Origin of the sequence: Pseudomonas sp. WSY_20 (assembly GCF_043104335.1) — a bacterium.
Classification (GTDB): domain Bacteria; phylum Pseudomonadota; class Gammaproteobacteria; order Pseudomonadales; family Pseudomonadaceae; genus Aquipseudomonas; species Aquipseudomonas parafulva_B.
This window is the reverse complement of record NZ_JBICKP010000082.1, coordinates 122,781-145,364: the sequence shown is the minus strand read 5'-3', so window position 1 is coordinate 145,364 and position 22,584 is coordinate 122,781. Positions and strand designations below refer to the sequence as shown.

Below are 22,584 nucleotides of genomic sequence, written 5' to 3'. Positions count from 1 at the left end.
CCTGGAGCCGCCATGCAGCAACCAATTTGCCCTCGCCCCTTGAACCTGTGGCTGTACCTGGGTATTCCACTGGCCACCATGCTTGCGCTGGTGGCGCTCGAATGGACCTCGGTGGACATGGACGTGGCCAATCTGTTCTTCGATACCGCCACCGGGCAGTTCATCGGTCGGCACAGCTACCTGCTGGAGAACATCCTGCATGACCGGGTCAAGCAGGGCGTTATCTTGCTGGGCGTCCTGGCACTGGCTGTTTTTGTGGCAAGTTTTTTGGTCAGGGGCTTGTACGGCTGGCGCCGCGAACTGGGCTGCTTGGTACTCGCTCTGGGGGTATCCACCGCCTTCGTCACGCCGCTGAAGAAACTGACGCAGGTGCAGTGCCCTTGGAGCCTCACGCAGTTCGGCGGCTCGGAAACCTACAGCAAGCTGCTTGAGCCAAGGCCTGCTACCGACAAGCCGGGGCTGTGCTGGCCGGGCGGTCATGCGACCACCGGGTTCTGCCTGTTCGCGCTGTTTTTCGCGTTGCGTGATCGTAAACCGCGTCTTGCGCGCGTCGCGTTTGCGGTGGCCCTGATCGCCGGTACAGTGCTGTCGGTGGGCAGGATGATGCAAGGGGCGCACTTTTTGTCCCACAACGTCTGGACGGCTGTGTTCTGCTGGCTGATCGGCCTGGGTGCCTACTACCTGGTGCTGTACCGCAGACGCGCGCAGAACAGGCCAGCCACAGAGCCCCGCCCTGCCTGAGCCAGCACCCACCGATAGAATGCCGAGCCCTGAACAAAAAAGCCCCGGCTCTAGCGAGCCGGGGCTTTGGGGTACAGCGGGGGTAAGGCTGGCTTACATCATGCCGCCCATGCCACCCATGCCGCCCATGTCAGGCATGCCGCCGCCTGCTGGCTTGTCTTCCGGCAGGTCGGCAACCATGGCTTCGGTGGTGATCATCAGACCGCCGATCGAAGCAGCAGCTTGCAGTGCCGAACGGGTGACCTTGGCTGGGTCCAGGATGCCCATTTCGATCATGTCGCCGTACTCGCCGGTCGCAGCGTTGTAGCCGTAGTTGCCCGAACCCTGCTTGACCTTGTCGGCCACAACGCTTGGCTCGTCGCCGGCGTTGGCAGTGATCTGACGCAGTGGTGCTTCGATAGCACGGCGCAGCAGCGAGATACCGACGTTCTGGTCTTCGTTGTCACCTTTGAGGTCAACGATTGCAGACAGGGCGCGCACCAGGGCAACACCACCGCCAGGCACCACGCCTTCCTCGACCGCTGCACGGGTAGCGTGCAGGGCGTCTTCGACGCGGGCTTTCTTCTCTTTCATTTCGACTTCGGTGCCAGCACCGACCTTGATGACGGCAACACCGCCAGCCAGCTTGGCCAGACGCTCTTGCAGCTTCTCACGATCGTAGTCCGAAGAGGTTTCTTCGATCTGGGCACGGATCTGCTTGACGCGACCCTGAATATCATCTTCAGCGCCAGCGCCGTCGATGATGATGGTGTTTTCCTTGGACAGGGTCACGCGCTTGGCGTTGCCCAGGTGTTCCAGGGTAGCGGTTTCCAGGGACAGGCCGATTTCTTCGGAGATGACCTGGCCGCCGGTCAGGACGGCGATGTCCTGCAGCATGGCCTTGCGACGGTCGCCGAAGCCTGGCGCCTTGACCGCTGCAACCTTGACGATGCCGCGCATGTTGTTGACGACCAGGGTAGCCAGGGCTTCGCCTTCGACGTCTTCAGCAACGATCAGCAGTGGGCGGCCGGCCTTGGCAACGGCTTCCAGCACTGGCAGCAGCTCACGGATGTTGGAGATCTTCTTGTCGACCAGCAGCAGCAGCGGGCTGTCCAGCTCGGCAACCATGGTGTCTGGCTTGTTGACGAAGTACGGGGACAGGTAGCCGCGGTCGAACTGCATGCCTTCTACAACGGACAGCTCGTTTTCCAGGCCCGAACCTTCTTCGACGGTGATGACGCCTTCCTTGCCGACCTTCTCCATGGCTTCGGCGATGATTTCACCGATGGAGCTGTCGGAGTTGGCGGAAATGGTACCGACCTGGGCGATGGCCTTGGAATCGGCGCATGGCTTGGACAGGTTCTTCAGCTCGGCGACGATGGCGGAGGTGGCCTTGTCGATGCCGCGCTTGAGGTCCATCGGGTTCATGCCGGCAGCGACGGCCTTCAGGCCTTCGTTGACGATCGACTGAGCCAGCACGGTCGCGGTGGTGGTGCCGTCACCGGCTGCATCGTTGGCCTTGGAAGCGACTTCCTTGACCAGCTGGGCGCCCATGTTCTCGAAGGCGTCCTTGAGCTCGATTTCCTTGGCGACGGAAACGCCGTCCTTGGTGATGGTCGGCGCGCCGAAGCTCTTGGCCAGTACCACGTTACGGCCTTTCGGGCCCAGGGTCGCTTTTACCGCGTCAGCCAGAACGTTGACACCAACCAGCATTTTCTTGCGAGCGGAATCGCCGAATTTTACGTCTTTAGCAGCCATGATCGTTTAATCCTTGATAAATCTTTGGAGTAACGGGAAGTCGGTGGAAATCAGCCTTCAACAACGGCCAGGATTTCGTTTTCGGCCATGACCAGCAGGTCTTCGCCGTCGACTTTCACGGTGTTGCTACCCGAGTACGGGCCGAAAACCACTTTGTCACCCACTTTCACGGCCAGCGCACGTACTTCGCCGTTGTCCAGGACGCGGCCGGTGCCGACGGCGACGACTTCGCCGCGGTTTGGTTTTTCAGCGGCCGAACCTGGCAGGACGATACCGCCAGCGGTTTTCGATTCTTCTTCGCTGCGACGGATGACGACGCGGTCATGCAGAGGACGAAGCTTCATTGTCGATCTCTCCCAAATTGTGGTTTTCATCGGCCGGTGTCGACACCGGCGGTTTGATGCTGTCCGGCGTTGCCGGAAGGCCGCTCGCCACGAGCAAACGGCCTGAGTCATGTCTGGTGTCGCCACCAGAAACCTTGCGGTGACCACTACATGAGGCCGACCGAATCGATTACAAGGCTTGGTAGGGAAATTTTTTTGCACAGGCATGAAAAAGGGCCGCTTGGCGGCCCTGTTCTCACTGATCGCGGCGTTCGTACTCGCCTTCGATCACATTGGGTCGATGGCCCCCGCCATGCGGGGGCTGGCCCTGCAACGGGTCATCCTGGAACGCGCGCTGGCGGGTCGCTTGGGCCTGGGCGCGCTCGCGCATCTTGCGAGCCGCCAACTGGCGGGTAAAGGGCAACAGGCACAGCAGGCCAAGCACGTCGCTGATAAAACCGGGGATCATCAATAGCCCGCCGCCGACCGCCAGCATCATGCCATGGAACATGTCCTCGGCAGGCAGCTCACCGCGCTGCAGGCTTTCACGTGCACGCAGGGCCGTGGCCAACCCGGCCACTCGCATGACCAGGACCCCGAGGGCGGAGCCGGCGATGATGAGCAGCAACGCGGGGAAAAAACCGATGGCGGCGCTGACTTTCACGAAGACGAACAGCTCCAGCACGGGAAACAGCAGAAGCAGCAGTAGAAAAACACGCATCAAAGCATTCCTCGTCGCAAGACACCCTTGCAGTAAGACCTACAAATGGATGCGTGTGCTCCGCTTTTCAAGCAGGTATTTCGCTCAAGACCGGCCAGTGATCGGCGCGGGCCAGCAAAACCAAGGCTTCGCGCACTTGTGTCGGCGTATTGCAACGGCTCGGGAATGCCAACCAGTGGATCGCCTGGCCGATGCGCAGGTGCATCCCCTCGCTGTCGATACCGACCAACTGCGCAGGGATGTGGCTGGGAAGCTCGGCAAGCTGCACATAGTGCGCGATGGCGGCGGCGTGGTCGCTGTTCATGTGCTCGATCATGCCGCTCTCGACCTTGCCGGCGAAGGGATTGGCCAAGGTCACCTGATCGAGCCAGTGGATAGCACCGAAGCCACCAATGTACCGGTGGCGCACCGGCTCAAGCACCCAGAAATCGAAGTCGTGAGCCTGGTGGTAGTCGGCCGCGTCCGGAAAGTAGCGGTAATAGCGCAGGGCCGCTGCCTCGATGTTGGCCGGGTCCTGCAGCTTGCGCGCCTCGGCCATTACGGTCAGCCGCCCGACCGCCTGCACGTCCTGCGCCTCGCGTTCGCCCACCAGCAACGAACACTTGGCGTCTTTACTCAGGTTATGCGTGTGCTGGGCGATACGGCTGATCAGGATGAGGGGCCTGCCCTCTGCATCGAGGCAATAGGGCACGACCGAACCGAACGGGAAACCCGGCATGGACTTGGAATGGGTCGACAAGACTCCCCGGTATTCCTTGAGCAGCAATTCCCGTGCAGGACGGACGGCGTTCTCACTCACTTCAAAACCCCTCGCTGAAACCCGGTAGGCAGCAGGCAGTGATGGCTGGCACAAGCGCGACCAAGGCAGGCCTGGCGCCAATCGCCCGGCTTGACCTCGACGGCTTACCAGGTAACGCCAAAGCCTGCAGTGTAGCGGGTCTTGTCCAGGTCGCTTTCGCGGGTGCCACTGATGATGTCCTTCTCGGCCTTGAGGTTCAGCGACGCCCAGTCGGTGACCTTGTAGCGCAAGCCGACTTCGGCGTCCAGGGAATAGTCGGCAACATTACCCAGGGGCTTTGCCAGCTCGCCGTTGGTGAACAGCTGCACCTTCTTGCCGATCAGGTAGCGGGTGTAGTCCCACTTCACAGCGGCGGAATAGAAGTTGTCTTTCTCACCGTCCTGGTACTCGAAGTCGGTGCGGTTGATCAACGAGCCCAGCGAGAAGGCACCCAGCTCATCGTCCCAGAACTGGTAGCCAGGGCCGGTACCCACCGTGCGCTGGCGGGCGAGGTCTTCGATACGGTCACGCTTGTACTCGGCGCGCCCCTGCCAGAACCATTTCTCGGTCAGGAAGCGGTCCAGCGCGTACTCGGCGCTCCAGTTGTCGGTGGTGGTGACATCGTCCTTGGTCTCGCGGTTGTATTCGCCTTCGGCGTTATGACGCCAGCGCCCATGACGCGCAGTAGTCTTGAAACTGACGTCGTAGTCGTCGGTGTCGTTCTCGGCCCGCTTGTAATCCAGCGCCACATCGACATTGCCTTTCCAGACCAGGTCCTCGACCACCGGCTTGGGCTTCATGATCTGCTCGATGCTCGCCAGGTCCACCGTCTTGGGTGCTTCGCCGTTGGCCAGGGTCACCTTGCCGGCCTCGGCTGCCTTGAGCGACTTGGCCTTCTCGCCAGAGTAGGCATCCTGCTTGACCAGCAGCTCCTGGTCGCTTTCCAGGGTCTTGACCTGTTTCCAGTCCAAGGCGATCGAACCGCCGTAGGGCGTCTCGAGCAACAGCTTGCCGCCGTCGAACACCTTGATCTTGCCGCTCAGACGGTCCCCGTTCTTCATCCAGACGGTATCGGCAAACGCCGAGGAGGCGCAGCAAGACGCGGCAAGCAATGACATCAGTAATTTAAGTGACATAAGCAGGCTACAGGTTCGATTTGGCGAGAAAACCGGGCATTATCCGGATGCAACCGGCAAGAGCAAGCAATGACCTGCAATGCGCCGATGAGTTCCACTCTCATTTGCCCGCCGCTGGTCAGGTTTCATCTATACCCCAGGGAGGGTCTGGTGTCCGACGCGATGGGTCATACCTTGGAAACTGCAGAGGGCCGACGGATGGCACTTTATTCAGTGCTCGGCCAGGTGCCTGCCGGGCATGTGGTGAGCTACGGCCAATTGGCTGAGCTTGCCGGGCTTGGCAAAGCCGCACGGTGGGTGGGCCGCACGCTGTCGCAACTGCCCCAGGGCACGCGCTTGCCCTGGCATCGGGTGCTGGGCGCAGGTGGTCGCCTGAGCCTGCCTTCGGGTACGCCATCGGGCGATGAGCAACGGGCCCGTTTGCGTGCCGAAGGTGTGCAGGTGGCCAACAATCGCGTGGATATGACGCGCCATGGCTGGCGCCCGATGGAGCACAGCGGTTAGAGTGCGCGCTTTGTCCTGGAAACTTGAGGCAGATGTTGGTCCATGCCCCGTAAAACCTGGCGCGCTGCGCTCGCTGCTTATGCCAGCCCGTCAACCCTGGTGCTTCTGCTGCTCGGCTTCGCGGCCGGCCTGCCTTACATGCTGGTGTTCTCGACCCTCTCCGTATGGTTGCGCGAAGCCGGCGTAGCCAGGGAAACCATCGGCTATGCCAGCCTTATCGGCCTGGCCTATGCCTTCAAATGGGTGTGGTCGCCGCTGCTGGACCAATGGCGTTTACCGCTTCTGGGCGGGATGGGGCGTCGCCGTTCCTGGCTGCTGTTATCCCAGGCCCTGGTCGTGGTGGGCCTGGTCGGCATGAGCCTGTGCGACCCGCAGCAGCACCTTTCCTGGCTGATCGCCCTGGCCGTCCTGGTGGCCTTTGCCTCGGCTACCCAGGATATCGCCGTGGATGCCTACCGCCTGGAAATCGCCGATGACCAGCGCCAGGCGGCCCTGGCCGCCAGCTACATGGCCGGTTATCGCGTCGCCGCCCTGCTCGCCACGGCCGGCGCGCTGTTCTTTGCAGAATGGTTTGGCTCCACCGGGTTCAGCTACCTGCACAAGGCATGGGCCGGCACCTATGTCATGTTCGCAGTCATGATGCTCCCGGCCCTCTTCACGACCCTGGTCATGCGTGAACCGCCCGTGCCCCTGCGCACCCAACTGTCGGCAGCCCGCTACGGGTTGGCCCACCAGTTGGCTTCGGTGTTCGTGCTTATCATCCTGCTGGTGTCGGTGCCGGCCAGCTTCACGCAGATGTTCAATACAGGCTGGTCGAGCGTGATCTCGGGCGACGCCACGCCCCTGGACCTGCTGCTCGAAGACCGCGCCTTCCTGCGCTTGATCCTGTACGTGCTGCTGTCCTGGGCTTGCCTGTCGAGTCTCGGCCGCCGCGGCCTCGCGCCGGTGCTCACGCCCATCAATGACTTCATCGTGCGCTACCGCTGGCAAGCCCTGCTGCTACTCGGCCTGATCGCCACCTACCGGATGTCCGACACGGTGATGGGCGTCATGGCCAACGTGTTCTACATCGACATGGGCTTTACCAAGGACCAGATCGCCAGTGTCAGCAAGATTTTCGGCCTGATCATGACCTTGGTGGGCGCCGGTGTGGGCGGCTTGCTCATCGTGCGCTTCGGCATCATGCCCATCCTGTTCATCGGTGGCGTAGCATCTGCCGGCACCAACATTCTGTTCCTGATGCTGGCGGACATGGGCCCGAACCTGGAAATGCTGGTGGTGACCATTTCCCTGGACAACTTCAGCTCAGGCATGGCGACTTCAGCCTTTGTCGCCTACCTGTCGAGCCTGACCAACCTCAAGTTCTCGGCCACCCAGTATGCGCTGCTGAGCTCGATCATGTTGCTGCTGCCACGCCTGATCGGCGGCTATTCCGGTGTCATGGTGGAGAAGTTCGGGTACCACGATTTCTTCCTGATCACCGCGCTGCTTGGGGTGCCGACCTTGATCCTGATCGCCTTGCAGTGGCGCCAGGACGGCACGCCCGGCCAGCCGGCAAGCCAGCCTGCCCCGGCCCGCGAGCAGCCCTGAACAGCATGCCTTGCAAGGGCAAGGCCTGTGTATCGACCTAAGGCATCACAGCCGCTTGGGCACTGCGCCCCCTCAACAGCGACCACAGCGGGCAAAGGGCCAACCCCCCTGCCACACCGGCCGCCACGGCAAAGTGCAAAAGGCTGGCACCGGCACCAATCATGGCCAGCAAAGCCCCGCCCAATCCCAGCAGCGCGATGGTGATCATGCCGAGCATGGCCGAGACCAGGCCTTTGCTTTGCGTGCTGGCGAACAATGTCATGCGATAGAGCACGGCATTGGCGACGCCCAGGCCCAGTGCGTAGAGCGACAGGCCCGCCACCAGGCTGATGACGCTCGGCCATACCCAGGTTGCCACCACCATCAGGCAAAGCCCGGCCACATACGGCCACAGCGCACCGCGCACCAACGTCGGCAGCGGATAACGGTCGGCAATGTGGTTGATGATCAGGTTGCCCAGAATCAGCCCACCGAACACCGGCAACTGCCACAGGGCATAGGCGAGCGTGCTTAGCCCCTCATCGTGGATGAGCAGCACCGGGGACAGGCCAATCCAGCCGATCAATGGCAGGCCAACCAGGCCCAGGGCGGCGCTCCCGGCGACGAAGCGTCGGTTCGACAGCAGCTGCCCGTATCCGGCCAGCAAGGGCAGCAGGTGGATCGGGGTAAAGGCCAGGCGCGAGCCGTCGCGCCGCTCCACCCCCAGGGTTTCGGGCATCAACCGATACAGAAGCAACCAGGCGACCACGGCGCCAATGGCGAACGCCACGAACAACCAGCGCCAGTCCAGCCATTGCAGCAGCAACGTCCCCACCAAAGGCCCCAGCAGTGGCGAAAGCAAGGCGATATTGGCCAGCAGGGCCATCATGCGCACGGCATCCGCCTCGCTGAATGCCTCGTTGAGTGCGGGGTAACTGACCGTGACCACGAACCCTAGCCCGATGCCTTGCAGCAGACGCAGCAGGTTGAACAGGCCGATGTCATGGACCCAGAAGGTGCCCAGGCACGCCAGGCCGAAGAATGCGCAACCTATGAGCAGCAGCGGTCGGCGGCCGTAGCGGTCGGCCAACGGCCCGATCAGCCATTGCAGCAAGACACCACCGAGCAGGTAGAGATTGAGCGCATGCGGAATGTATTCGGGGCCGGCCTTGAGCTCGCCCACCACAACGGGCATCGCCGGCATGACGGCGTCGCTGGCCAGGTAGGTCAGCAGTTCGAACAGTGCGAGAGTCAGGCCGAACAACAAGGCCCGCAACGGGGTGATGTACAGCAGTGGTTTCATGATGGTTTACGAAGATGACGGGGAACGAGGCTATATGCCAGAAATCGCAATGACTGACTGTGAGCAAGTGTAAGCGCGCGTCCATTGAGCGCCTTGAGCAACGAAGCCCGCCCTGCGCGCCCAGCAGGCCCTCTGAAGGACGCTGCTGAACCCGCAGGGCGGGCTCGATCGATGCCAGCCTGCGCTGAGGTCTTACTGCGCGGCCGTTTCCTGCACCACGCGAATGACCCGCTGCGGGAATGGAATGTCGATCCCCTCTGCCTTCAAACGGTCACGCGCCTGCTCGTTGAGCATGAAGATCACGTCCCAGTAGTCCGAGGTCTTTGTCCATAGACGCAGCGAGACGGTGATCGAGCTGTCACCCAGGGTGGACACCACCGCCACAGGGGCGGGGTCGGCCAGCACACGTGGGTCTTGGGCCAGTTCCAGTAGGACGTTGCGCGCCTTCTGCAGGTCAGCCTCGTAGTCCACCCCCACGTCGAACACCACCTTGCGGGTAGGTTGGCGGTTGGTGTTGGTGATGATCCCGTTGGACAGGGAGCCGTTGGGCAGGATCACGGTCTTGTTGTCGCCGGTCCGCAGCACCGTGTGGAAGATCTGGATGCTGTCCACGGTACCACTTACGCCCTGGGCCTCGATCCAGTCACCGAGGCGGAACGGGCGGAACAGCAGGATCAGGACGCCGCCTGCGAAGTTCGCCAGGCTGCCTTGCAGCGCCAGGCCGATGGCCAGGGTGGCACCACCGATGGCCGCTACGAAGGAGGTCGTCTCGATACCGATCATCGAGGCCACGCTGATGGCCAGCAGGATCTTCAATACGATGTTGGCCAGCGTGCGGATGAAGTTCTGCAGCGCCGGGTCGTGGACTTTAAGGCCCACGAGCCTTGCCAGCCGGTCGCTGACGATGTTGGTCACCCACCAGCCGATGGCAAGGGTCACCAGCGCCAGCAGCAGGCGGCTGCCGTACGCCATGATCATGGGAATCCAGGTTTCGGATTGGCGGACCAGCTGATCGACTTCAGCACTCAAATCCATATTCATCTCCTGATGCCGAACGGCGATTGCACAATACGTCGGGCCGCCTGCATTTCAGCGGCCAGGCCCCCATGGACAGCCGCAACTGCATGGGGGTTCCGGCGGCCCGGGTCAGTCGCGGAAGTTGTTGAACTGCAGCGGCATGTCGAATTCCTTGGTACGCAGCAAGGCGATGGCTTCCTGCAGATCATCGCGCTTCTTGCCAGTAACCCGTACCTGCTCGCCCTGGATGGCGGCCTGGACCTTGAGCTTGCCATCCTTGATGGTGGCGACGATCTTTTTCGCCAGGTCTTTGTCGATGCCCTCGCGGAACTTGGCCTCCTGCTTTTTCTCCTTGCCGGACGCATAGGGGTCCTTGGTCTCCAGGCACTTGACGTCGATCTTGCGCTTGACCAGGGCCAGGCGCAGGATTTCGAGCATCGCCTCGAGCTGGAACTCTTCCTCGGCGGTGAGCATGACGGTCTGCTCTTTGTCCTTGAACTCGAAGCTGCCCTTGCCCTTGAGGTCGTAGCGGCGGTCGAGCTCCTTGATGGCATTGTCGACCGCGTTCTGCACTTCGTGCTTGTCCAGTTCCGATACCACGTCGAACGAAGGCATGGTTACTCTCCCAAAATAAAAGCGCGCTCGGACTGAAGATGGAGCGCGCTGGGTTTGACGGTTAAAATGCGGGCTCATTATAACGGTTGCGAAACGCATATGAGCAGCACCTGGCACATTCTCGGCGCAGGTAGCCTGGGCAGCCTGTGGGCTTGTCGTCTGGCGCGGGCCAGCAAGGCCGTGCGCCTGATCTTGCGTGACAGCACGCGGTTGCAGGCCTACCAGCAAGTGGGCAGCCTTGGCTTGCTGGAACAAGACCTGACCGCCCACTACGCCATCCCGGCCGAGACCGCCCAGGGTAGTGGGCCGATCCACCGTCTGCTGGTGGCCTGCAAGGCCTACGACGCGGCGCCGGCCGTGGCCAGCGTTGCCGGCCGTCTGGTGCCGGGGGCCGAGGTGCTGTTGTTGCAGAACGGCCTGGGTAGCCAGGACGAGGTGGCCAGGCAGGTGCCGCAGGCCCGCTGCATCTTCGTCTCCAGCACCGAAGGCGCCTACCGGGAACATGACTGGCAGGTGCGCTTCGCCGGGCAGGGGTACAACTGGCTGGGGGACCCTAGCAACCCTGCACCACCGCCGTGGCTCGAGGACTTGCAAGCGGCGGGTATCCCTGCCCAGTGGGCGCCTGACATCCTCAGCCGGCTCTGGCGCAAGCTGGCCATCAACTGCGCGATCAACCCGCTGACCGTGCTGCATCAGTGCCGCAACGGGGGCCTGCTCGGCCACCTCGATCAGGTGCAGGCACTGTGCCTTGAACTCGAGTCCCTGCTGCGTCAATGCGGCCAGCCGCAGGCCGCTCAGGACCTTGAGCAGGACGTACAACGGGTGATCCTGGCCACTGCCAGCAACTACGCTTCGATGTACCAGGATGTACGGGCCGGGCGGCGCACCGAAGTGCAGTACCTGCTTGGCTATGCCTGCCAGGCAGCCCGCCGACATGGGCTGCACCTGCCGTATCTGGAACACCTGCACCAACGCCTGGTCGATAACTTGCGCGCGCGGGGCTTGCCCTGCGACTGACGCGGCCCTTGAACCCACACGGACATCGCCTTGCCCATGACGCTGCGTCAACGCCTGGAGAACCTCCCCGTCGGGCAGAAGCTGCTGGCAGCTTTGCTCGTGTTGCTGGTGACCATTTTGCTGGTGGCGAACCTGACCTTCATCAGCGCCGCCTACTGGATCACCCAGGAAAGCATGGCACCGCAAGCGCTTCAGACCATCGGGCGGCTGGTCTCCAACCCCGAGCTGTCGACCCGCGCGGCAGACGATTCCGCCTCGGCCCAGGCGTTGCTCGATGAACTGGACAGCTATGCGCCGCTGCGCGCCGCCGCCTTGTATGGCAGCGACGGGCGCATGCTCGCCCAGTTGCAGCATGGCGACCCCCTTACACTGCCCAAGCGCTTTCGCAACATAGAAGGCTGGCGATTCATGGAGTTTCGCAGCACGCAGTTGATTCGCCTGCCGCGGGCCGGTAGCCCGCCGGCGCACTTGCTGCTGGTGGCCAGCAGCGAACTGCCCACGGCCTTCTATACCGGGACGCTCAGTGCAAGCCTGGCCATTCTGGTGTTCAGTGTGCTGTTGTGGCTCTTCATTGCCCGGCAGATCAAACGCCTGATCACCCAACCGATCAACCAGCTCGAAGAACTCAGCCGCCAGGTCACCCGTGAGGAGAGCTATGCGCTGCGGGCCCAACGCGGCAACGACGACGAGATCGGTAGCCTGGCCAATGCCTTCAATACCATGCTCTCGCGCATCGAAGCCCGCGAGCACCAGCTCAAGCGTGCCCGGGACGAGTTCCAGAGCGCCTACGACCAGGCCCAGGGGTTGGCCGAGGAAACGCGCCATACCAATCGCAAACTCGAGCTCGAAGTGCAGGTGCGCAGCAAAATCGAGAAGAAGCTCACAGGCTTTCAGAACTACCTGAACAGCATCATCGACTCCATGCCCTCGGCCCTGATCGCCTTGGATGAGCAGCTGTATGTGACCCAGTGGAATCAAGAGGCGACGGCGTTATCCGGCACGACCCTCAACGAGGCGCTCAACCAGCCGGTGTTCATGGCCTTCGCGCCACTCAAACCCTTCTTGCCACAGTTGAAGGACACGGTGGAGCGGCACCGGGTGGCAAAAATCGACCGTGTCACCTGGCACAAGGATGACGAGCCGCGGCATTACGCATTGACCTTCTACCCGCTCACCGGCGGTGGAGGCCGGGGCGTGGTGATCCGGATCGATGACATCACCCAGCGCCTGTCGCTCGAAGAGATGATGGTGCAGTCGGAAAAGATGCTCTCGGTCGGAGGCCTGGCAGCCGGCATGGCCCACGAAATCAACAACCCGCTCGGGGCCATCCTGCACAACGTGCAGAACATCCGCCGCCGCCTGTCACCCGACCTACCGCGCAATCTTGAGCAGGCCCAGGCGCTGGGGATCGACCTGGCCACGGTCAACGGCTACCTGCAAAGCCGCGAAGTGCCGCAGTTGCTCGATGGCATCCAGCAAGCGGGGGCCAGGGCCGCCAAGATCGTCACCCACATGCTCAGTTTCAGCCGCCGCAGCACGCGCGAACTGGCGCCCTGTGACCTGCCTGCCCTGATCGACCAGGCGGTGGACATAGCAGGCAACGACTTCGACCTGGCCATCGGTTTCGACTTCAAGGGCCAGGCTATCGTGCGCCAGTTCGACCCGGCGCTGGGGCCTGTGCCCTGCACCGCCAACGAACTGGAGCAGGTATTGCTCAACCTGCTCAAGAACGCCGCCCAGGCTATTCACCAGCGCCCGGCACCTTGCGAGCCAGGCCGTATCATCCTGCGCACACGGCTTGCGCCACCCTGGGCAGAAATCCAGGTGGAGGACAATGGCGTGGGCATGCCCGAAGCCGTGCGCAAGCGCACCTTCGAGCCTTTCTTCACGACCAAGGAAATCGGCCAGGGCACCGGCCTTGGGCTTTCGGTGTCGTACTTCATCATCACCAATAACCACAAGGGGCAGATGGAGGTGCATTCCACACCTGGGCAGGGAACCTGTTTCACCCTGCGCCTGCCCCTCGGCCAGCCGCATCCGCCGCTGCCGGTCAACACGGAGCAATGACATGGGCTACCGCTTGTCCAAGATCTATACCCGCACTGGCGACACTGGGGAAACCGGCCTGGGCGATGGCCGGCGAGTGCCCAAGGATCATCCACGCATCGAAGCCATCGGTGAGGTGGACAGCCTCAACAGCCAGCTTGGCTTGTTGCTGGCTGGCCTGGATGAACAAGGTCTGGACGAAGTCAGCCGCGTGCTGGCGCCCTGTCAGCACCGCCTGTTCGACCTGGGTGGGGAGCTGGCCATGCCCAGTTACCAGGCCCTGACCACCGCAGAGGTGGAGCGGCTGGAGGCGGCCATCGATGTGTGGAACGACGAACTGGGCCCATTGAAGAATTTCATCCTGCCCAGCGGGTCGGCGCTGGTCGCCCAGGCGCATGTGTGCCGCAGCCTGGCACGCAGCGCCGAGCGACGCTGCCAGCACCTCAATACCGTAGAGCCACTGGAAGGTGTCGGCCTGGCGTACATCAACCGCCTATCGGACCTGCTGTTCGTTGCCGCCCGCATCATTGGCAGGCGGCAAGGGATCGCTGAAGTGCTGTGGCAGCCCGCCGAAAAACCTCAGGGCTGACGCCTTGGCGCTTGCCGTACTGGCCCGCCGTCAAAGAGCCGGCCAGAACGCCCTGATACCCGCAACGCCCTGCGCCCCGGCTAGCCAGGCTTGCTCGCGCGCCTCTGGCCCCACGCCACCGAGCAGGTACACCGGCCGGTCGAACCCGGCAATCAGGCGCTGGGCCTGTTCCCAGCCTAGCGGCGCGGCCTGTGGATGGCTTTCGGTAGGCTGGACCGGCGACAGGGTGACGAAGTCCACCCCCATTTGTTTGGCCAGGGCTAGCTCCTCGGCGTTGTGGCAGGAGGCGGCAAGCCAGCGCTGGACCGGGAACGGCCTGCCCTTGTCGGCATACTTGCGCAACTGCGCCGCGGTCAGGTGCCAGCCTGCCGACGGGAAGTCGCCCAGCCATTCCAGCGGTCCCTTGAGCATCAGCTGAGCCTTGCCCGCGCATAACCCCACCGCATCCACCGCCACATCCCGATACTTGGGGTCGTACATGTCCGGTGCACGCAACTGGATCAGCCGGATGCCGTTGGCCACGGCCTTCTGGATCCCCTTGAGCATGTCAGGCACGTCCAGGCCGTCCGGTGTGATCAGGTACTGATCCGGCAGCCGGGCAGCGGTGACGATGGGCTTGTTGGCCTCGGGAAACGCATGGTCCGGCAGCTCGCGCGGCGCGACCCAGGCCAGCGGTTGTCCCTCGGCGCCATGGGGCTCACCGGTGAAGGCCTCGACCTCGCGTACCTCAAGCAGTACGTGTTTGTCGGGGTAATCGTGACTGACCTTGATCAAGGGCCGCGAGCGGGTTACCTGGATGCCCAGCTCCTCGTCGAGCTCACGCGCCAGCGCGGCCTCGACGCTTTCCCCTGGCTCCACCTTGCCTCCCGGAAACTCCCAGAGGCCGCCCTGGTGTTGGGTGTCGGCGCGACGGGCGATGAGTATCCGCCCGTCCATACCCCGAATCACGGCTGCAACGACGTGAACCCGTTTCATCGATCACGCTCCGTCACGCCGACCATGGACGATGGGGTTGGCATAAAGCTCATGGTTTTGCTCCCTTGGCATTGAAACATCGGACCGCGAACGGCCCCGGCGGCATCAGGTGCGGTACTCGGCGTTGATCTTCACGTATTCGTGAGAAAGGTCGGTGGTCCAGATGGTTTCACTGCACTGACCGCGGCCAAGGTCGATACGGATGGTGATTTCTTCCTGGGCCATCACCCGGGCGCCCTGGTCTTCGGTGTAGCTTGGGCTACGGCCGCCCTGGCTGGCAATGCACACCTCATCCAGGTACACATCGATCAGGCTCACATCCAGCGCGGGCACGCCGGCACGTCCAACCGCTGCAAGGATGCGGCCCCAGTTCGGATCGGAGGCGAACAGTGCGGTCTTGATCAGCGGCGAGTGCGCCACCGCGTAGCCGACGTCCAGGCATTCCTGATGATTGCCACCGCCGTTGACCTGCACGGTCACGAACTTGGTCGCCCCTTCACCGTCACGGACAATGGCCTGGGCCACCTCCATGCAAACCTCGAAGACTGCCTTTTTCAAGGCGTCGAACAGGGCACCGCTGGCCTGGGTGACTTCCGGCAGGTCGGCCTGACCGGTGGCGATGAGCATGCAGCAGTCGTTGGTCGAGGTATCGCCGTCGATGGTGATGCGGTTGAACGATTTGTTGGCCCCGTCCAGCATCAAGTCCTTGAGTACCCCTGGCGCGACCTTGGCGTCGGTGGCGATGTAGCCCAGCATGGTTGCCATGTTCGGGCGGATCATGCCCGCACCCTTGCTGATACCGGTCACGGTCACGGTCACGCCGTCGTGCTGGAACTGACGGCTCGCGCCCTTGGGCAAGGTGTCGGTGGTCATGATGCCGGTGGCCGCTTCAGCCCAGTTGTTTTCCGACAAGTTATCCAGGGCAGCTTGCAAGGCGCCTTCGATCTTCTCGACCGGCAGTGGCTCACCAATCACGCCGGTGGAGAACGGCAAAACCGATTCGGCAGGCACACCGGCAAGCTCGGCGAGTTTAGCGCAGGTCCGCTGTGCAGCTTCCAGGCCGGGGGCGCCCGTGCCGGCATTGGCATTGCCAGTGTTGGTCAGCAGGTAGCGCACAGTGCCCTGTACCCGCTGCTTGGCCAGGATCACGGGGGCGGCGCAGAAGGCGTTGAGGGTGAACACACCGGCCACACTCGAACCCTCGGCGCAGCGCATGACCACCACATCCTTGCGCCCCGGGCGCTTGATGCCGGCAGAGGCAATGCCGAGTTCGAAACCCGGGACAGGGTGCAGCGTAGGCAAAGGACCAAGACCAACAGCCATTGGAGCGCTCCTAGAAAATACGTTTGGTGAAAAAAAGGGCCGCTGTGCGGCCCATCTCTGGCAAGCCCGGCCGAACCAGGCACACCGTATGGCTTGAATCGGCGCAACCCAGTCCGGCAGTGGCGTGCCGGCGATGAGCTGCGCAGTAGCCCCTTGGCATTGAGCGGCCCACAAGACGCCGTGCGCCTTGTGACGGCCCGGCGGTCAGATCACTCGATCTGGCCGTGGCAGTGCTTGAACTTCTTGCCCGAACCACACCAGCACGGCTCGTTGCGACCCAGTTTCTGCTCATTGCGCACAGGCTCGGCGGCTACGGCTACCTCAGCACCCTCCTCGGCCAACTGCTCGCTTTCAAGACCAGGTGCTGGCGCGTGCTCGAACTGCATGCGGCTGGCCAGCTCTTCGGCGTCGCGGCGCAGACGTGCTTCTTCCTCGGCAGGATCCTCACGGCGAACCTGAACGTGCGAGAGCACACGGATGGCGTCGCGCTTGATCGACTCGAGCAGCTCCTGGAACAGGGTGAACGACTCGCGCTTGTACTCCTGCTTCGGGTTCTTCTGGGCGTAGCCGCGCAGGTGGATACCATGACGCAGGTGGTCCATGGTCGACAGGTGGTCCTTCCACAGGTCGTCCAGCACGCGCAGCAGGATCTGCTTCTCGAAGGTGCGCAGTGCTTCTATCCCGGCCTGGTCCTCTTTCTCGGTGTAGGCCGTGGTGATTTCGTGCAGCAGTTTCTCGCGCAGGGTTTCTTCGTAGAGGTGGTCGTCTTCGTCGAGCCACTGCTGGATCGGCAACTTCATGGCAAAGTCACTGGACAGCGAGGCTTCCAGGCCGGCCACGTCCCACTGCTCAGGCAGCGACTGCGGCGGGATGTGCTGGCTGATGGTGGCATCGAGCACTTCCTTGCGGAATTCGGCAATGGTGTCGCCGACGTTCTCTGCGGCCAGCAGGCTGTTGCGCATGTGGTAGATGACCTTGCGCTGCTCGTTGGCCACGTCGTCGTATTCGAGCAACTGCTTGCGGATATCGAAGTTGCGGCCTTCGACCTTGCGCTGGGCCTTCTCGATGGCGTTGGTGACCATGCGGTGTTCGATGGCTTCGCCCGACTGCATGCCCAGCGCCTTCATGAAGTTCTTCACCCGATCAGAGGCGAAGATGCGCATCAGGCTGTCTTCGAGCGAGAGGTAGAAGCGGCTGGAACCCGGGTCACCCTGGCGACCGGAACGACCGCGCAGCTGGTTGTCGATACGACGCGATTCGTGACGCTCGGAGGCGATGACGTGCAGGCCACCGGACTCGATAACCTGCTGGTGACGCTTCTGCCAGTCGGCCTTGATGTGCGCGATCTGCTCGTCCGTAGGGTTTTCCAGTGCGGCCACTTCAGCTTCCCAGTTACCGCCCAACAGGATGTCGGTACCACGACCGGCCATGTTGGTGGCAATGGTCAGCGCGCCTGGCGCGCCGGCCTGGGCGATGATCTCGGCTTCCTTCTCGTGGTACTTGGCGTTCAGTACCTTGTGTTCGATGCCTTCCTTGTGCAGCAGGTTGGACATGTGCTCGGAGGTTTCGATGGTCGCCGTACCCACCAGCACCGGCCGACCCTGCTTCAGGGTTTCCTTGATGTCGGCGATGATCGCGGCGTACTTCTCTTCGGCTGTCAGGTACACCAGGTCGTTGTGGTCCTTGCGCGCCAGGGGCTTGTTCGGCGGAATGACCATCACGTTCAGGGCGTAGATCTGGGCGAACTCGAAAGCCTCGGTATCGGCGGTGCCGGTCATGCCCGACAGTTTCGAGTACAGACGGAAGTAGTTCTGGAACGTGGTGGAAGCCAGGGTCTGGCTCTCGGCCTGGATGTTGAGGTTTTCCTTTGCCTCGATAGCCTGGTGCAGGCCTTCGGACAGACGGCGACCCGGCATGGTACGCCCGGTGTGCTCGTCGATCAGCAGCACCTGGCCGTCCTGCACGATGTATTCGACGTTGCGATGGAACAGCTTGTGCGCGCGCAGACCGGCATAGACGTGCGTCAGCAGGCCCAGGTTGTGCGCCGAGTACAGGCTCTCGCCCTCAGCCAGCAGACCGACCTGGGTGAGCATTTCCTCGATGAACTGGTGACCGGCTTCGTTGAGCTCGACCTGGCGGGTCTTCTCGTCGATGGTGAAGTGGCCTTCCTGGGTGACCTGGCCTTCGACTTCCTCGATGTGCTGGGTCAGGCGTGGGATCAGGCGGTTGATCTCGATGTACAGCTTGGAGCTGTCCTCGGCCTGGCCGGAAATGATCAGCGGCGTACGGGCTTCGTCGATGAGGATCGAGTCCACTTCGTCGATCACGGCGAAGTTCAGTTCACGCTGGAACTTCTCGTCCTGGCTGAACGCCATGTTGTCGCGCAGGTAGTCGAAGCCGAATTCGTTGTTGGTACCGTACGTGATGTCGGCAGCGTAGGCTGCGCGCTTTTCTTCGGGCGGCTGGAACGCTGAGACGATACCGACCGACAGGCCGAGGAACTCGTACAGCGGGCGCATCCAGTTGGCGTCACGACGAGCAAGGTAGTCGTTGACGGTGACCACGTGCACGCCCTTGCCGGACAATGCATTGAGGTAGACGGCCAAGGTACCGACCAGGGTCTTGCCCTCACCGGTGCGCATCTCCGCGATCATGCCCTCGTGCAGGGTCATGCCGCCAATGAGCTGAACGTCGAAATGACGCATGCCCATCACGCGCTTGCCGGCCTCACGGGCGACGGCGAAGGCTTCGGGCAGGAGTTGGTCCAGTGTTTCGCCTTTGGCCAAACGCTCCTTGAACTCGGCAGTCTTGCCACGCAGCTGCTCGTCGGAGAGGGCCACCATCTTCTCTTCGAAGGCATTGACGATACTCACCGTCTTGAGCATGCGTTTGACTTCACGCTCGTTCTTGCTTCCAAAAAGTTTCTTTAACAAAGGCGCAAACATATTGGCAGGATCTTCCACACGTAGGGATGGAGGGCGGCCCCATGAGTCGCCCGTGCAGCCCTAAGGCCGCATGCGAACGAGCATTCTACCCGGAAACGATGGTGATGAAAGTGGTGGATTCCACGATGCTGGCACGGCGCTTTTACAGGGGCGTGTCTTAGATAGGGGCATTTCCCCTGAGTTCAAGACCTGGAAAGATGAAAGCGTTCAACACTCGCCTGTGCCGGGTACCTTGCAGGGCCTGGCGCCTGTACGTCGAGCCCTGCGCTTGGCCAGTGGGCTCAACCGCCAGGTGATCGGGACTGACGCTGAAGTGTTAGACTGCCCAACTTGTAACCTCATGCGTACACCCATGGCCTACAAACCCTCCCCCGCCCAGCCGCCATCGGCGCTACTGCGCCAGGTTCGCCCGCTGCGCCTGCTGCTCAACCAGGCCGAGCGCCTGGAGCACCTGCAACGCCTGGTCGAAGGCCAGCTGCAACCGGCTGCACGCGAGCACTGCCACGTGGCGTCATGGCGCGACGGTACCCTGCTGCTTGTGGTCACCGACGGACACTGGGCCACGCGCCTGCGTTACCAGCAAAAGCGCCTGATGGCGGCATTGCAGGCAACCGATGCGTTCGGCAACCTCAGGCGTATTCTTTTCAAGGTGCAGCCACCCCTGGTGCCCGCCAAGCGCGGCGGGCATGCGGCCGAGTTGTCCAACAGCGCAGCCCAGAGCCTGCTGCAGACGGCCGAAGGCATCACTGACGCGAAACTGCGGGCTGCACTGGAGCGCCTGGCGGCGCATGCGCAGGCCAAGGACTGAGCGCCAGTTCTGGCGTGCGGAGCAGGCCAGACGATGCCCAAGACAGCAGGCAGAAGGACTGCGAAGCTTGGTCAGGCGCACTGCCCACTAACGTCCTGGCAATTGCTGCACGAAGCCGCCCATAAAAAAGGCCACCCGAAGGTGGCCTCAATGAACTAGAGAGTGTTCGAGCTTACACAGCCGCGACAGGACGCATATACGAGATCGGCGCCGTGCTGGCATCTTCGAAAGTGACCACTTCCCAGGCATCGGTTTCGGCAATCAGCTTGCGCAACAGCTGGTTGTTCAGCGCGTGGCCGGACTTGAAGCCCTTGAACTCGCCAATCAGGCTGTTGCCCAGCAGGTACAGGTCGCCAATGGCATCGAGAATCTTGTGTTTGACGAACTCGTCTTCGTAGCGAAGACCGTCTTCGTTCAACACGCCTTCCTCGTCGACCACGATGGCGTTTTCCACACTGCCGCCCAGCGCAAGGTTGTGCTTGCGCAGGTATTCGATGTCACGCATGAAGCCAAAGGTGCGGGCGCGGCTGACTTCCTTCACGAACGAGGTGCTGGAGAAGTCGACGCTTGCGCTCTGGGTCCGGTTGCGAAGCACCGGGTGATCGAAGTCGATCTCGAAGCTCACCTTGAACCCTTCGAAAGGCAGGAAGGTGGCGCGCTTGTCACCCTCTTGCACTGTCACCTCACGCAGGATGCGGATGAACTTCTTGGCTGCGTCCTGTTCTTCCAGGCCGGCAGACTGAATCAGGAATACGAAAGGTCCGGCGCTGCCATCCATGATCGGTACTTCCGAGGCGGAGAGCTCGACGTAGGCGTTATCGATGCCCAGGCCCGCCATGGCGGAGAGCAGATGCTCGACCGTATCGACCTTGACGTCACCGTTGACCAGCGTCGTGGACATGGTTGTCTCGCCGACATTGGCCGCACGCGCCGGGATCTCGACCACAGGGTCAAGGTCGGCGCGGCGGAAGACGATGCCGGTGTCAACAGGCGCAGGCTTGAGGGTCAGGTAGACCTTCTCCCCAGAGTGCAGGCCGACACCTGTGGCACGGATGGTATTCTTCAGGGTGCGTTGTTTAATCATGGCATTGGCCGCTTCAGCGCAAATTGCGAACAGTTATCAACAAAGGCTGGCGATAATACCAGACCCAACCTTTGATGAATACCAATCACCTTCATAGCCCTGATAAATTTCATTAATCAGCCTGACGACGCAGGAAGGCCGGAATATCGAGATAATCCAGGTCATCCTGAGGGTTCAGCTTGGCCGCAGCTGCCGCACCCGCGTGCGCTTGATTGCGCATGACGGTTGGGCGCTCCAGATCACGGTAGTTGACCGCTGGCTGCTCCTGACGCGCAGGGGCAGGGTTGGATGCCTCGTAGACCTGCTGGGCAGTCTGCAGGGTGTTATCCACCACCTTGACCGGCTTCTCGATGCGCGCACCCAGACCGGTGGCCACGACGGTGACATGCAGCTCGTCGCGCATGTCCGGGTCGATCACGGTACCGACCTTGACCATGGCATGGTCGGAGGCGAACGCCTCGATGATGCTACCCACGTCGGAGTACTCACCCAGGGACAGGTCCGGACCTGCGGTGATGTTGACCAGGATGCCACGGGCGCCCTGCAGGTTGACGTCTTCGAGCAGCGGGTTGCGGATCGCCGCCTCGGTCGCCTCGCGAGCGCGGTTCGGGCCGCTGGCGCAGCCAGTACCCATCATGGCCATGCCCATTTCACCCATCACGGTACGCACGTCGGCAAAGTCGACGTTGATCATGCCCGGGCGCTTGATGATGTCGGAGATACCGCGAACGGCTCCGGCCAATACGTCATCGGCCTTGGCGAACGCGGACAGCAGGCTTGCGTCCTTGCCCAGGATGGTCAGCAGCTTCTCGTTGGGGATGGTGATCAGCGAGTCGACGCTTTCGGCCAGCATGCGGATGCCTTCATCGGCGATCTGCATGCGCTTGCGACCTTCGAACGGGAACGGACGGGTCACCACTGCAACGGTGAGGATGCCCATTTCCTTGGCCACTTCGGCGATGATCGGCGCTGCACCGGTACCGGTACCGCCGCCCATGCCTGTGGTGATGAACACCATGTTGGTGCCTTGCAGCACTTCGGCGATGCGCTCACGGTCTTCCAGCGCGGCCTGACGACCGACTTCCGGATTGGCGCCAGCACCCAGGCCCTTGGTCACGCCAGTGCCCAGTTGCAGGATGGTGCGCGCACCAATGTTCTTGAGCGCCTGGGCATCGGTGTTGGCGCAGATGAACTCCACGCCCTCGATGCTGCTCTTGACCATGTGATTGACGGCGTTACCACCACCACCACCGACGCCGATCACCTTGATGACCGGGCTTTGCGGGACGTTGTCTACGAGCTCGAACATTTTCCCTCTCCTTACAGTTCTCTAGTTGTCGCGCCTACCACTAC

The 22,584-nt window shown here is 62.4% G+C and carries 20 protein-coding genes; 7 read left to right on the top strand and 13 right to left on the bottom strand.

Going from position 1 to position 22,584, the window contains the following annotated elements:
- The first annotated feature begins 12 nt into the window (after positions 1–12).
- Positions 13–741: a phosphatase PAP2 family protein gene (locus ACF8E5_RS19960; protein WP_058637146.1), complete on the top strand. Its 729-nt coding sequence runs from the start codon at positions 13–15 to the stop codon at positions 739–741.
- Positions 742–834: 93 nt separating this feature from the next.
- On the opposite strand, the gene groL is transcribed toward ACF8E5_RS19960, so the two are convergent.
- The 5 genes from groL to ACF8E5_RS19935 all read right to left on the bottom strand — a co-directional run bounded on the left by groL (position 835) and on the right by ACF8E5_RS19935 (position 5,361).
- Entirely contained in the window at positions 835–2,478 is a 1,644-nt protein-coding gene (gene groL, locus ACF8E5_RS19955) for a chaperonin GroEL (protein WP_058603280.1), read from the bottom strand.
- A 50-nt stretch (positions 2,479–2,528) separates the two neighbouring features.
- Positions 2,529–2,822 (bottom strand): co-chaperone GroES, encoded by a 294-nt coding sequence (locus ACF8E5_RS19950; RefSeq protein ID WP_003251905.1) that lies wholly within the window; start codon positions 2,820–2,822, stop codon positions 2,529–2,531.
- A gap of 235 nt (positions 2,823–3,057) precedes the next feature.
- The gene (locus ACF8E5_RS19945; protein WP_058637147.1) at positions 3,058–3,522 is read right to left on the bottom strand and encodes an FxsA family protein; all 465 of its coding nucleotides are present in this window, start codon (positions 3,520–3,522) and stop codon (positions 3,058–3,060) included.
- Between the two features lie 67 nt (positions 3,523–3,589).
- Positions 3,590–4,321: a HugZ family protein gene (locus ACF8E5_RS19940; protein ID WP_058637148.1), complete on the bottom strand. Its 732-nt coding sequence runs from the start codon at positions 4,319–4,321 to the stop codon at positions 3,590–3,592.
- Between the two features lie 104 nt (positions 4,322–4,425).
- Positions 4,426–5,361 (bottom strand): DUF481 domain-containing protein, encoded by a 936-nt coding sequence (locus tag ACF8E5_RS19935; protein WP_392475721.1) that lies wholly within the window; start codon positions 5,359–5,361, stop codon positions 4,426–4,428.
- 237 nt (positions 5,362–5,598) lie between these two features.
- Here ACF8E5_RS19935 and ACF8E5_RS19930 point away from each other — a divergent pair, with 237 nt between their 5' ends.
- Complete coding sequence (locus ACF8E5_RS19930; RefSeq protein WP_058603284.1) at positions 5,599–5,940, top strand: MGMT family protein; 342 nt, start codon at positions 5,599–5,601, stop codon at positions 5,938–5,940.
- A gap of 42 nt (positions 5,941–5,982) precedes the next feature.
- The gene (locus tag ACF8E5_RS19925) at positions 5,983–7,530 is read left to right on the top strand and encodes an AmpG family muropeptide MFS transporter (protein WP_058637151.1); all 1,548 of its coding nucleotides are present in this window, start codon (positions 5,983–5,985) and stop codon (positions 7,528–7,530) included.
- Positions 7,531–7,567: 37 nt separating this feature from the next.
- Here the strand turns inward: ACF8E5_RS19925 and ACF8E5_RS19920 are convergent, their stop codons facing one another.
- The 3 genes from ACF8E5_RS19920 to ACF8E5_RS19910 all read right to left on the bottom strand — a co-directional run bounded on the left by ACF8E5_RS19920 (position 7,568) and on the right by ACF8E5_RS19910 (position 10,444).
- A complete protein-coding gene (locus ACF8E5_RS19920; protein ID WP_196135089.1) occupies positions 7,568–8,812 on the bottom strand; it encodes an MFS transporter in 1,245 nt (414 codons plus the stop codon).
- A 192-nt stretch (positions 8,813–9,004) separates the two neighbouring features.
- On the bottom strand, positions 9,005–9,847 hold the full coding sequence (locus ACF8E5_RS19915) for a mechanosensitive ion channel family protein (protein ID WP_058603287.1): 843 nt from the start codon (positions 9,845–9,847) through the stop codon (positions 9,005–9,007).
- 111 nt (positions 9,848–9,958) lie between these two features.
- Complete coding sequence (locus ACF8E5_RS19910; RefSeq protein ID WP_058603288.1) at positions 9,959–10,444, bottom strand: YajQ family cyclic di-GMP-binding protein; 486 nt, start codon at positions 10,442–10,444, stop codon at positions 9,959–9,961.
- A 99-nt stretch (positions 10,445–10,543) separates the two neighbouring features.
- Here ACF8E5_RS19910 and ACF8E5_RS19905 point away from each other — a divergent pair, with 99 nt between their 5' ends.
- The 3 genes from ACF8E5_RS19905 to ACF8E5_RS19895 are packed head-to-tail and all read left to right on the top strand — an operon-like array spanning position 10,544 to position 14,096.
- Positions 10,544–11,461: a putative 2-dehydropantoate 2-reductase gene (locus tag ACF8E5_RS19905; RefSeq protein ID WP_392475701.1), complete on the top strand. Its 918-nt coding sequence runs from the start codon at positions 10,544–10,546 to the stop codon at positions 11,459–11,461.
- 36 nt (positions 11,462–11,497) lie between these two features.
- Positions 11,498–13,528 carry an ATP-binding protein gene (locus ACF8E5_RS19900; protein ID WP_058637154.1) on the top strand — a complete coding sequence of 677 codons (2,031 nt, stop codon included), beginning with the start codon at positions 11,498–11,500 and terminating at the stop codon, positions 13,526–13,528.
- 1 nt (position 13,529) lies between these two features.
- A complete protein-coding gene (locus tag ACF8E5_RS19895) occupies positions 13,530–14,096 on the top strand; it encodes a cob(I)yrinic acid a,c-diamide adenosyltransferase (RefSeq protein ID WP_100850934.1) in 567 nt (188 codons plus the stop codon).
- Positions 14,097–14,126: 30 nt separating this feature from the next.
- On the opposite strand, the gene ACF8E5_RS19890 is transcribed toward ACF8E5_RS19895, so the two are convergent.
- From ACF8E5_RS19890 to secA, 3 genes are all read right to left on the bottom strand, one after another.
- Positions 14,127–15,071, bottom strand: coding sequence for a Nudix family hydrolase (locus ACF8E5_RS19890; protein WP_058637156.1), 945 nt, complete (start codon positions 15,069–15,071; stop codon positions 14,127–14,129).
- 105 nt (positions 15,072–15,176) lie between these two features.
- Positions 15,177–16,394 carry a bifunctional glutamate N-acetyltransferase/amino-acid acetyltransferase ArgJ gene (gene argJ, locus ACF8E5_RS19885; RefSeq protein WP_196135094.1) on the bottom strand — a complete coding sequence of 406 codons (1,218 nt, stop codon included), beginning with the start codon at positions 16,392–16,394 and terminating at the stop codon, positions 15,177–15,179.
- Between the two features lie 209 nt (positions 16,395–16,603).
- A complete protein-coding gene (secA, locus tag ACF8E5_RS19880; RefSeq protein ID WP_058637157.1) occupies positions 16,604–19,339 on the bottom strand; it encodes a preprotein translocase subunit SecA in 2,736 nt (911 codons plus the stop codon).
- Between the two features lie 352 nt (positions 19,340–19,691).
- On the opposite strand from secA, the gene ACF8E5_RS19875 reads away from it, so the two are divergent.
- Positions 19,692–20,147 (top strand): DUF721 domain-containing protein, encoded by a 456-nt coding sequence (locus ACF8E5_RS19875; protein WP_058637158.1) that lies wholly within the window; start codon positions 19,692–19,694, stop codon positions 20,145–20,147.
- 172 nt (positions 20,148–20,319) lie between these two features.
- On the opposite strand, the gene lpxC is transcribed toward ACF8E5_RS19875, so the two are convergent.
- Positions 20,320–21,231, bottom strand: a complete 912-nt coding sequence (gene lpxC, locus ACF8E5_RS19870; protein ID WP_023534425.1) for a UDP-3-O-acyl-N-acetylglucosamine deacetylase — start codon at positions 21,229–21,231, stop codon at positions 20,320–20,322.
- Between the two features lie 112 nt (positions 21,232–21,343).
- Positions 21,344–22,540 (bottom strand): cell division protein FtsZ, encoded by a 1,197-nt coding sequence (gene ftsZ, locus ACF8E5_RS19865; RefSeq protein ID WP_058606149.1) that lies wholly within the window; start codon positions 22,538–22,540, stop codon positions 21,344–21,346.
- Positions 22,541–22,584 lie beyond the last annotated feature (44 nt).

Bases quoted from the DNA above. Each gene is read 5' to 3' on its own strand.
- ACF8E5_RS19905 (WP_392475701.1), top strand. From the start codon at position 10,544: ATGAGCAGCACCTGGCACATTCTCGGCGCAGGTAGCCTGGGCAGCCTG.
- ACF8E5_RS19910 (WP_058603288.1), bottom strand. From the start codon at position 10,444: ATGCCTTCGTTCGACGTGGTATCGGAACTGGACAAGCACGAAGTGCAG.
- ACF8E5_RS19925 (WP_058637151.1), top strand. From the start codon at position 5,983: ATGCCCCGTAAAACCTGGCGCGCTGCGCTCGCTGCTTATGCCAGCCCG.
- ACF8E5_RS19920 (WP_196135089.1), bottom strand. From the start codon at position 8,812: ATGAAACCACTGCTGTACATCACCCCGTTGCGGGCCTTGTTGTTCGGC.
- ACF8E5_RS19960 (WP_058637146.1), top strand. From the start codon at position 13: ATGCAGCAACCAATTTGCCCTCGCCCCTTGAACCTGTGGCTGTACCTG.
- ACF8E5_RS19895 (WP_100850934.1), top strand. From the start codon at position 13,530: ATGGGCTACCGCTTGTCCAAGATCTATACCCGCACTGGCGACACTGGG.
- lpxC (WP_023534425.1), bottom strand. From the start codon at position 21,231: ATGATTAAACAACGCACCCTGAAGAATACCATCCGTGCCACAGGTGTC.
- groL (WP_058603280.1), bottom strand. From the start codon at position 2,478: ATGGCTGCTAAAGACGTAAAATTCGGCGATTCCGCTCGCAAGAAAATG.
- ACF8E5_RS19935 (WP_392475721.1), bottom strand. From the start codon at position 5,361: ATGAAGAACGGGGACCGTCTGAGCGGCAAGATCAAGGTGTTCGACGGC.
- ftsZ (WP_058606149.1), bottom strand. From the start codon at position 22,540: ATGTTCGAGCTCGTAGACAACGTCCCGCAAAGCCCGGTCATCAAGGTG.
- ACF8E5_RS19945 (WP_058637147.1), bottom strand. From the start codon at position 3,522: ATGCGTGTTTTTCTACTGCTGCTTCTGCTGTTTCCCGTGCTGGAGCTG.
- ACF8E5_RS19915 (WP_058603287.1), bottom strand. From the start codon at position 9,847: ATGGATTTGAGTGCTGAAGTCGATCAGCTGGTCCGCCAATCCGAAACC.
- ACF8E5_RS19890 (WP_058637156.1), bottom strand. From the start codon at position 15,071: ATGAAACGGGTTCACGTCGTTGCAGCCGTGATTCGGGGTATGGACGGG.
- ACF8E5_RS19930 (WP_058603284.1), top strand. From the start codon at position 5,599: ATGGGTCATACCTTGGAAACTGCAGAGGGCCGACGGATGGCACTTTAT.
- ACF8E5_RS19875 (WP_058637158.1), top strand. From the start codon at position 19,692: ATGGCCTACAAACCCTCCCCCGCCCAGCCGCCATCGGCGCTACTGCGC.
- ACF8E5_RS19950 (WP_003251905.1), bottom strand. From the start codon at position 2,822: ATGAAGCTTCGTCCTCTGCATGACCGCGTCGTCATCCGTCGCAGCGAA.
- ACF8E5_RS19900 (WP_058637154.1), top strand. From the start codon at position 11,498: ATGACGCTGCGTCAACGCCTGGAGAACCTCCCCGTCGGGCAGAAGCTG.
- argJ (WP_196135094.1), bottom strand. From the start codon at position 16,394: ATGGCTGTTGGTCTTGGTCCTTTGCCTACGCTGCACCCTGTCCCGGGT.
- secA (WP_058637157.1), bottom strand. From the start codon at position 19,339: ATGTTTGCGCCTTTGTTAAAGAAACTTTTTGGAAGCAAGAACGAGCGT.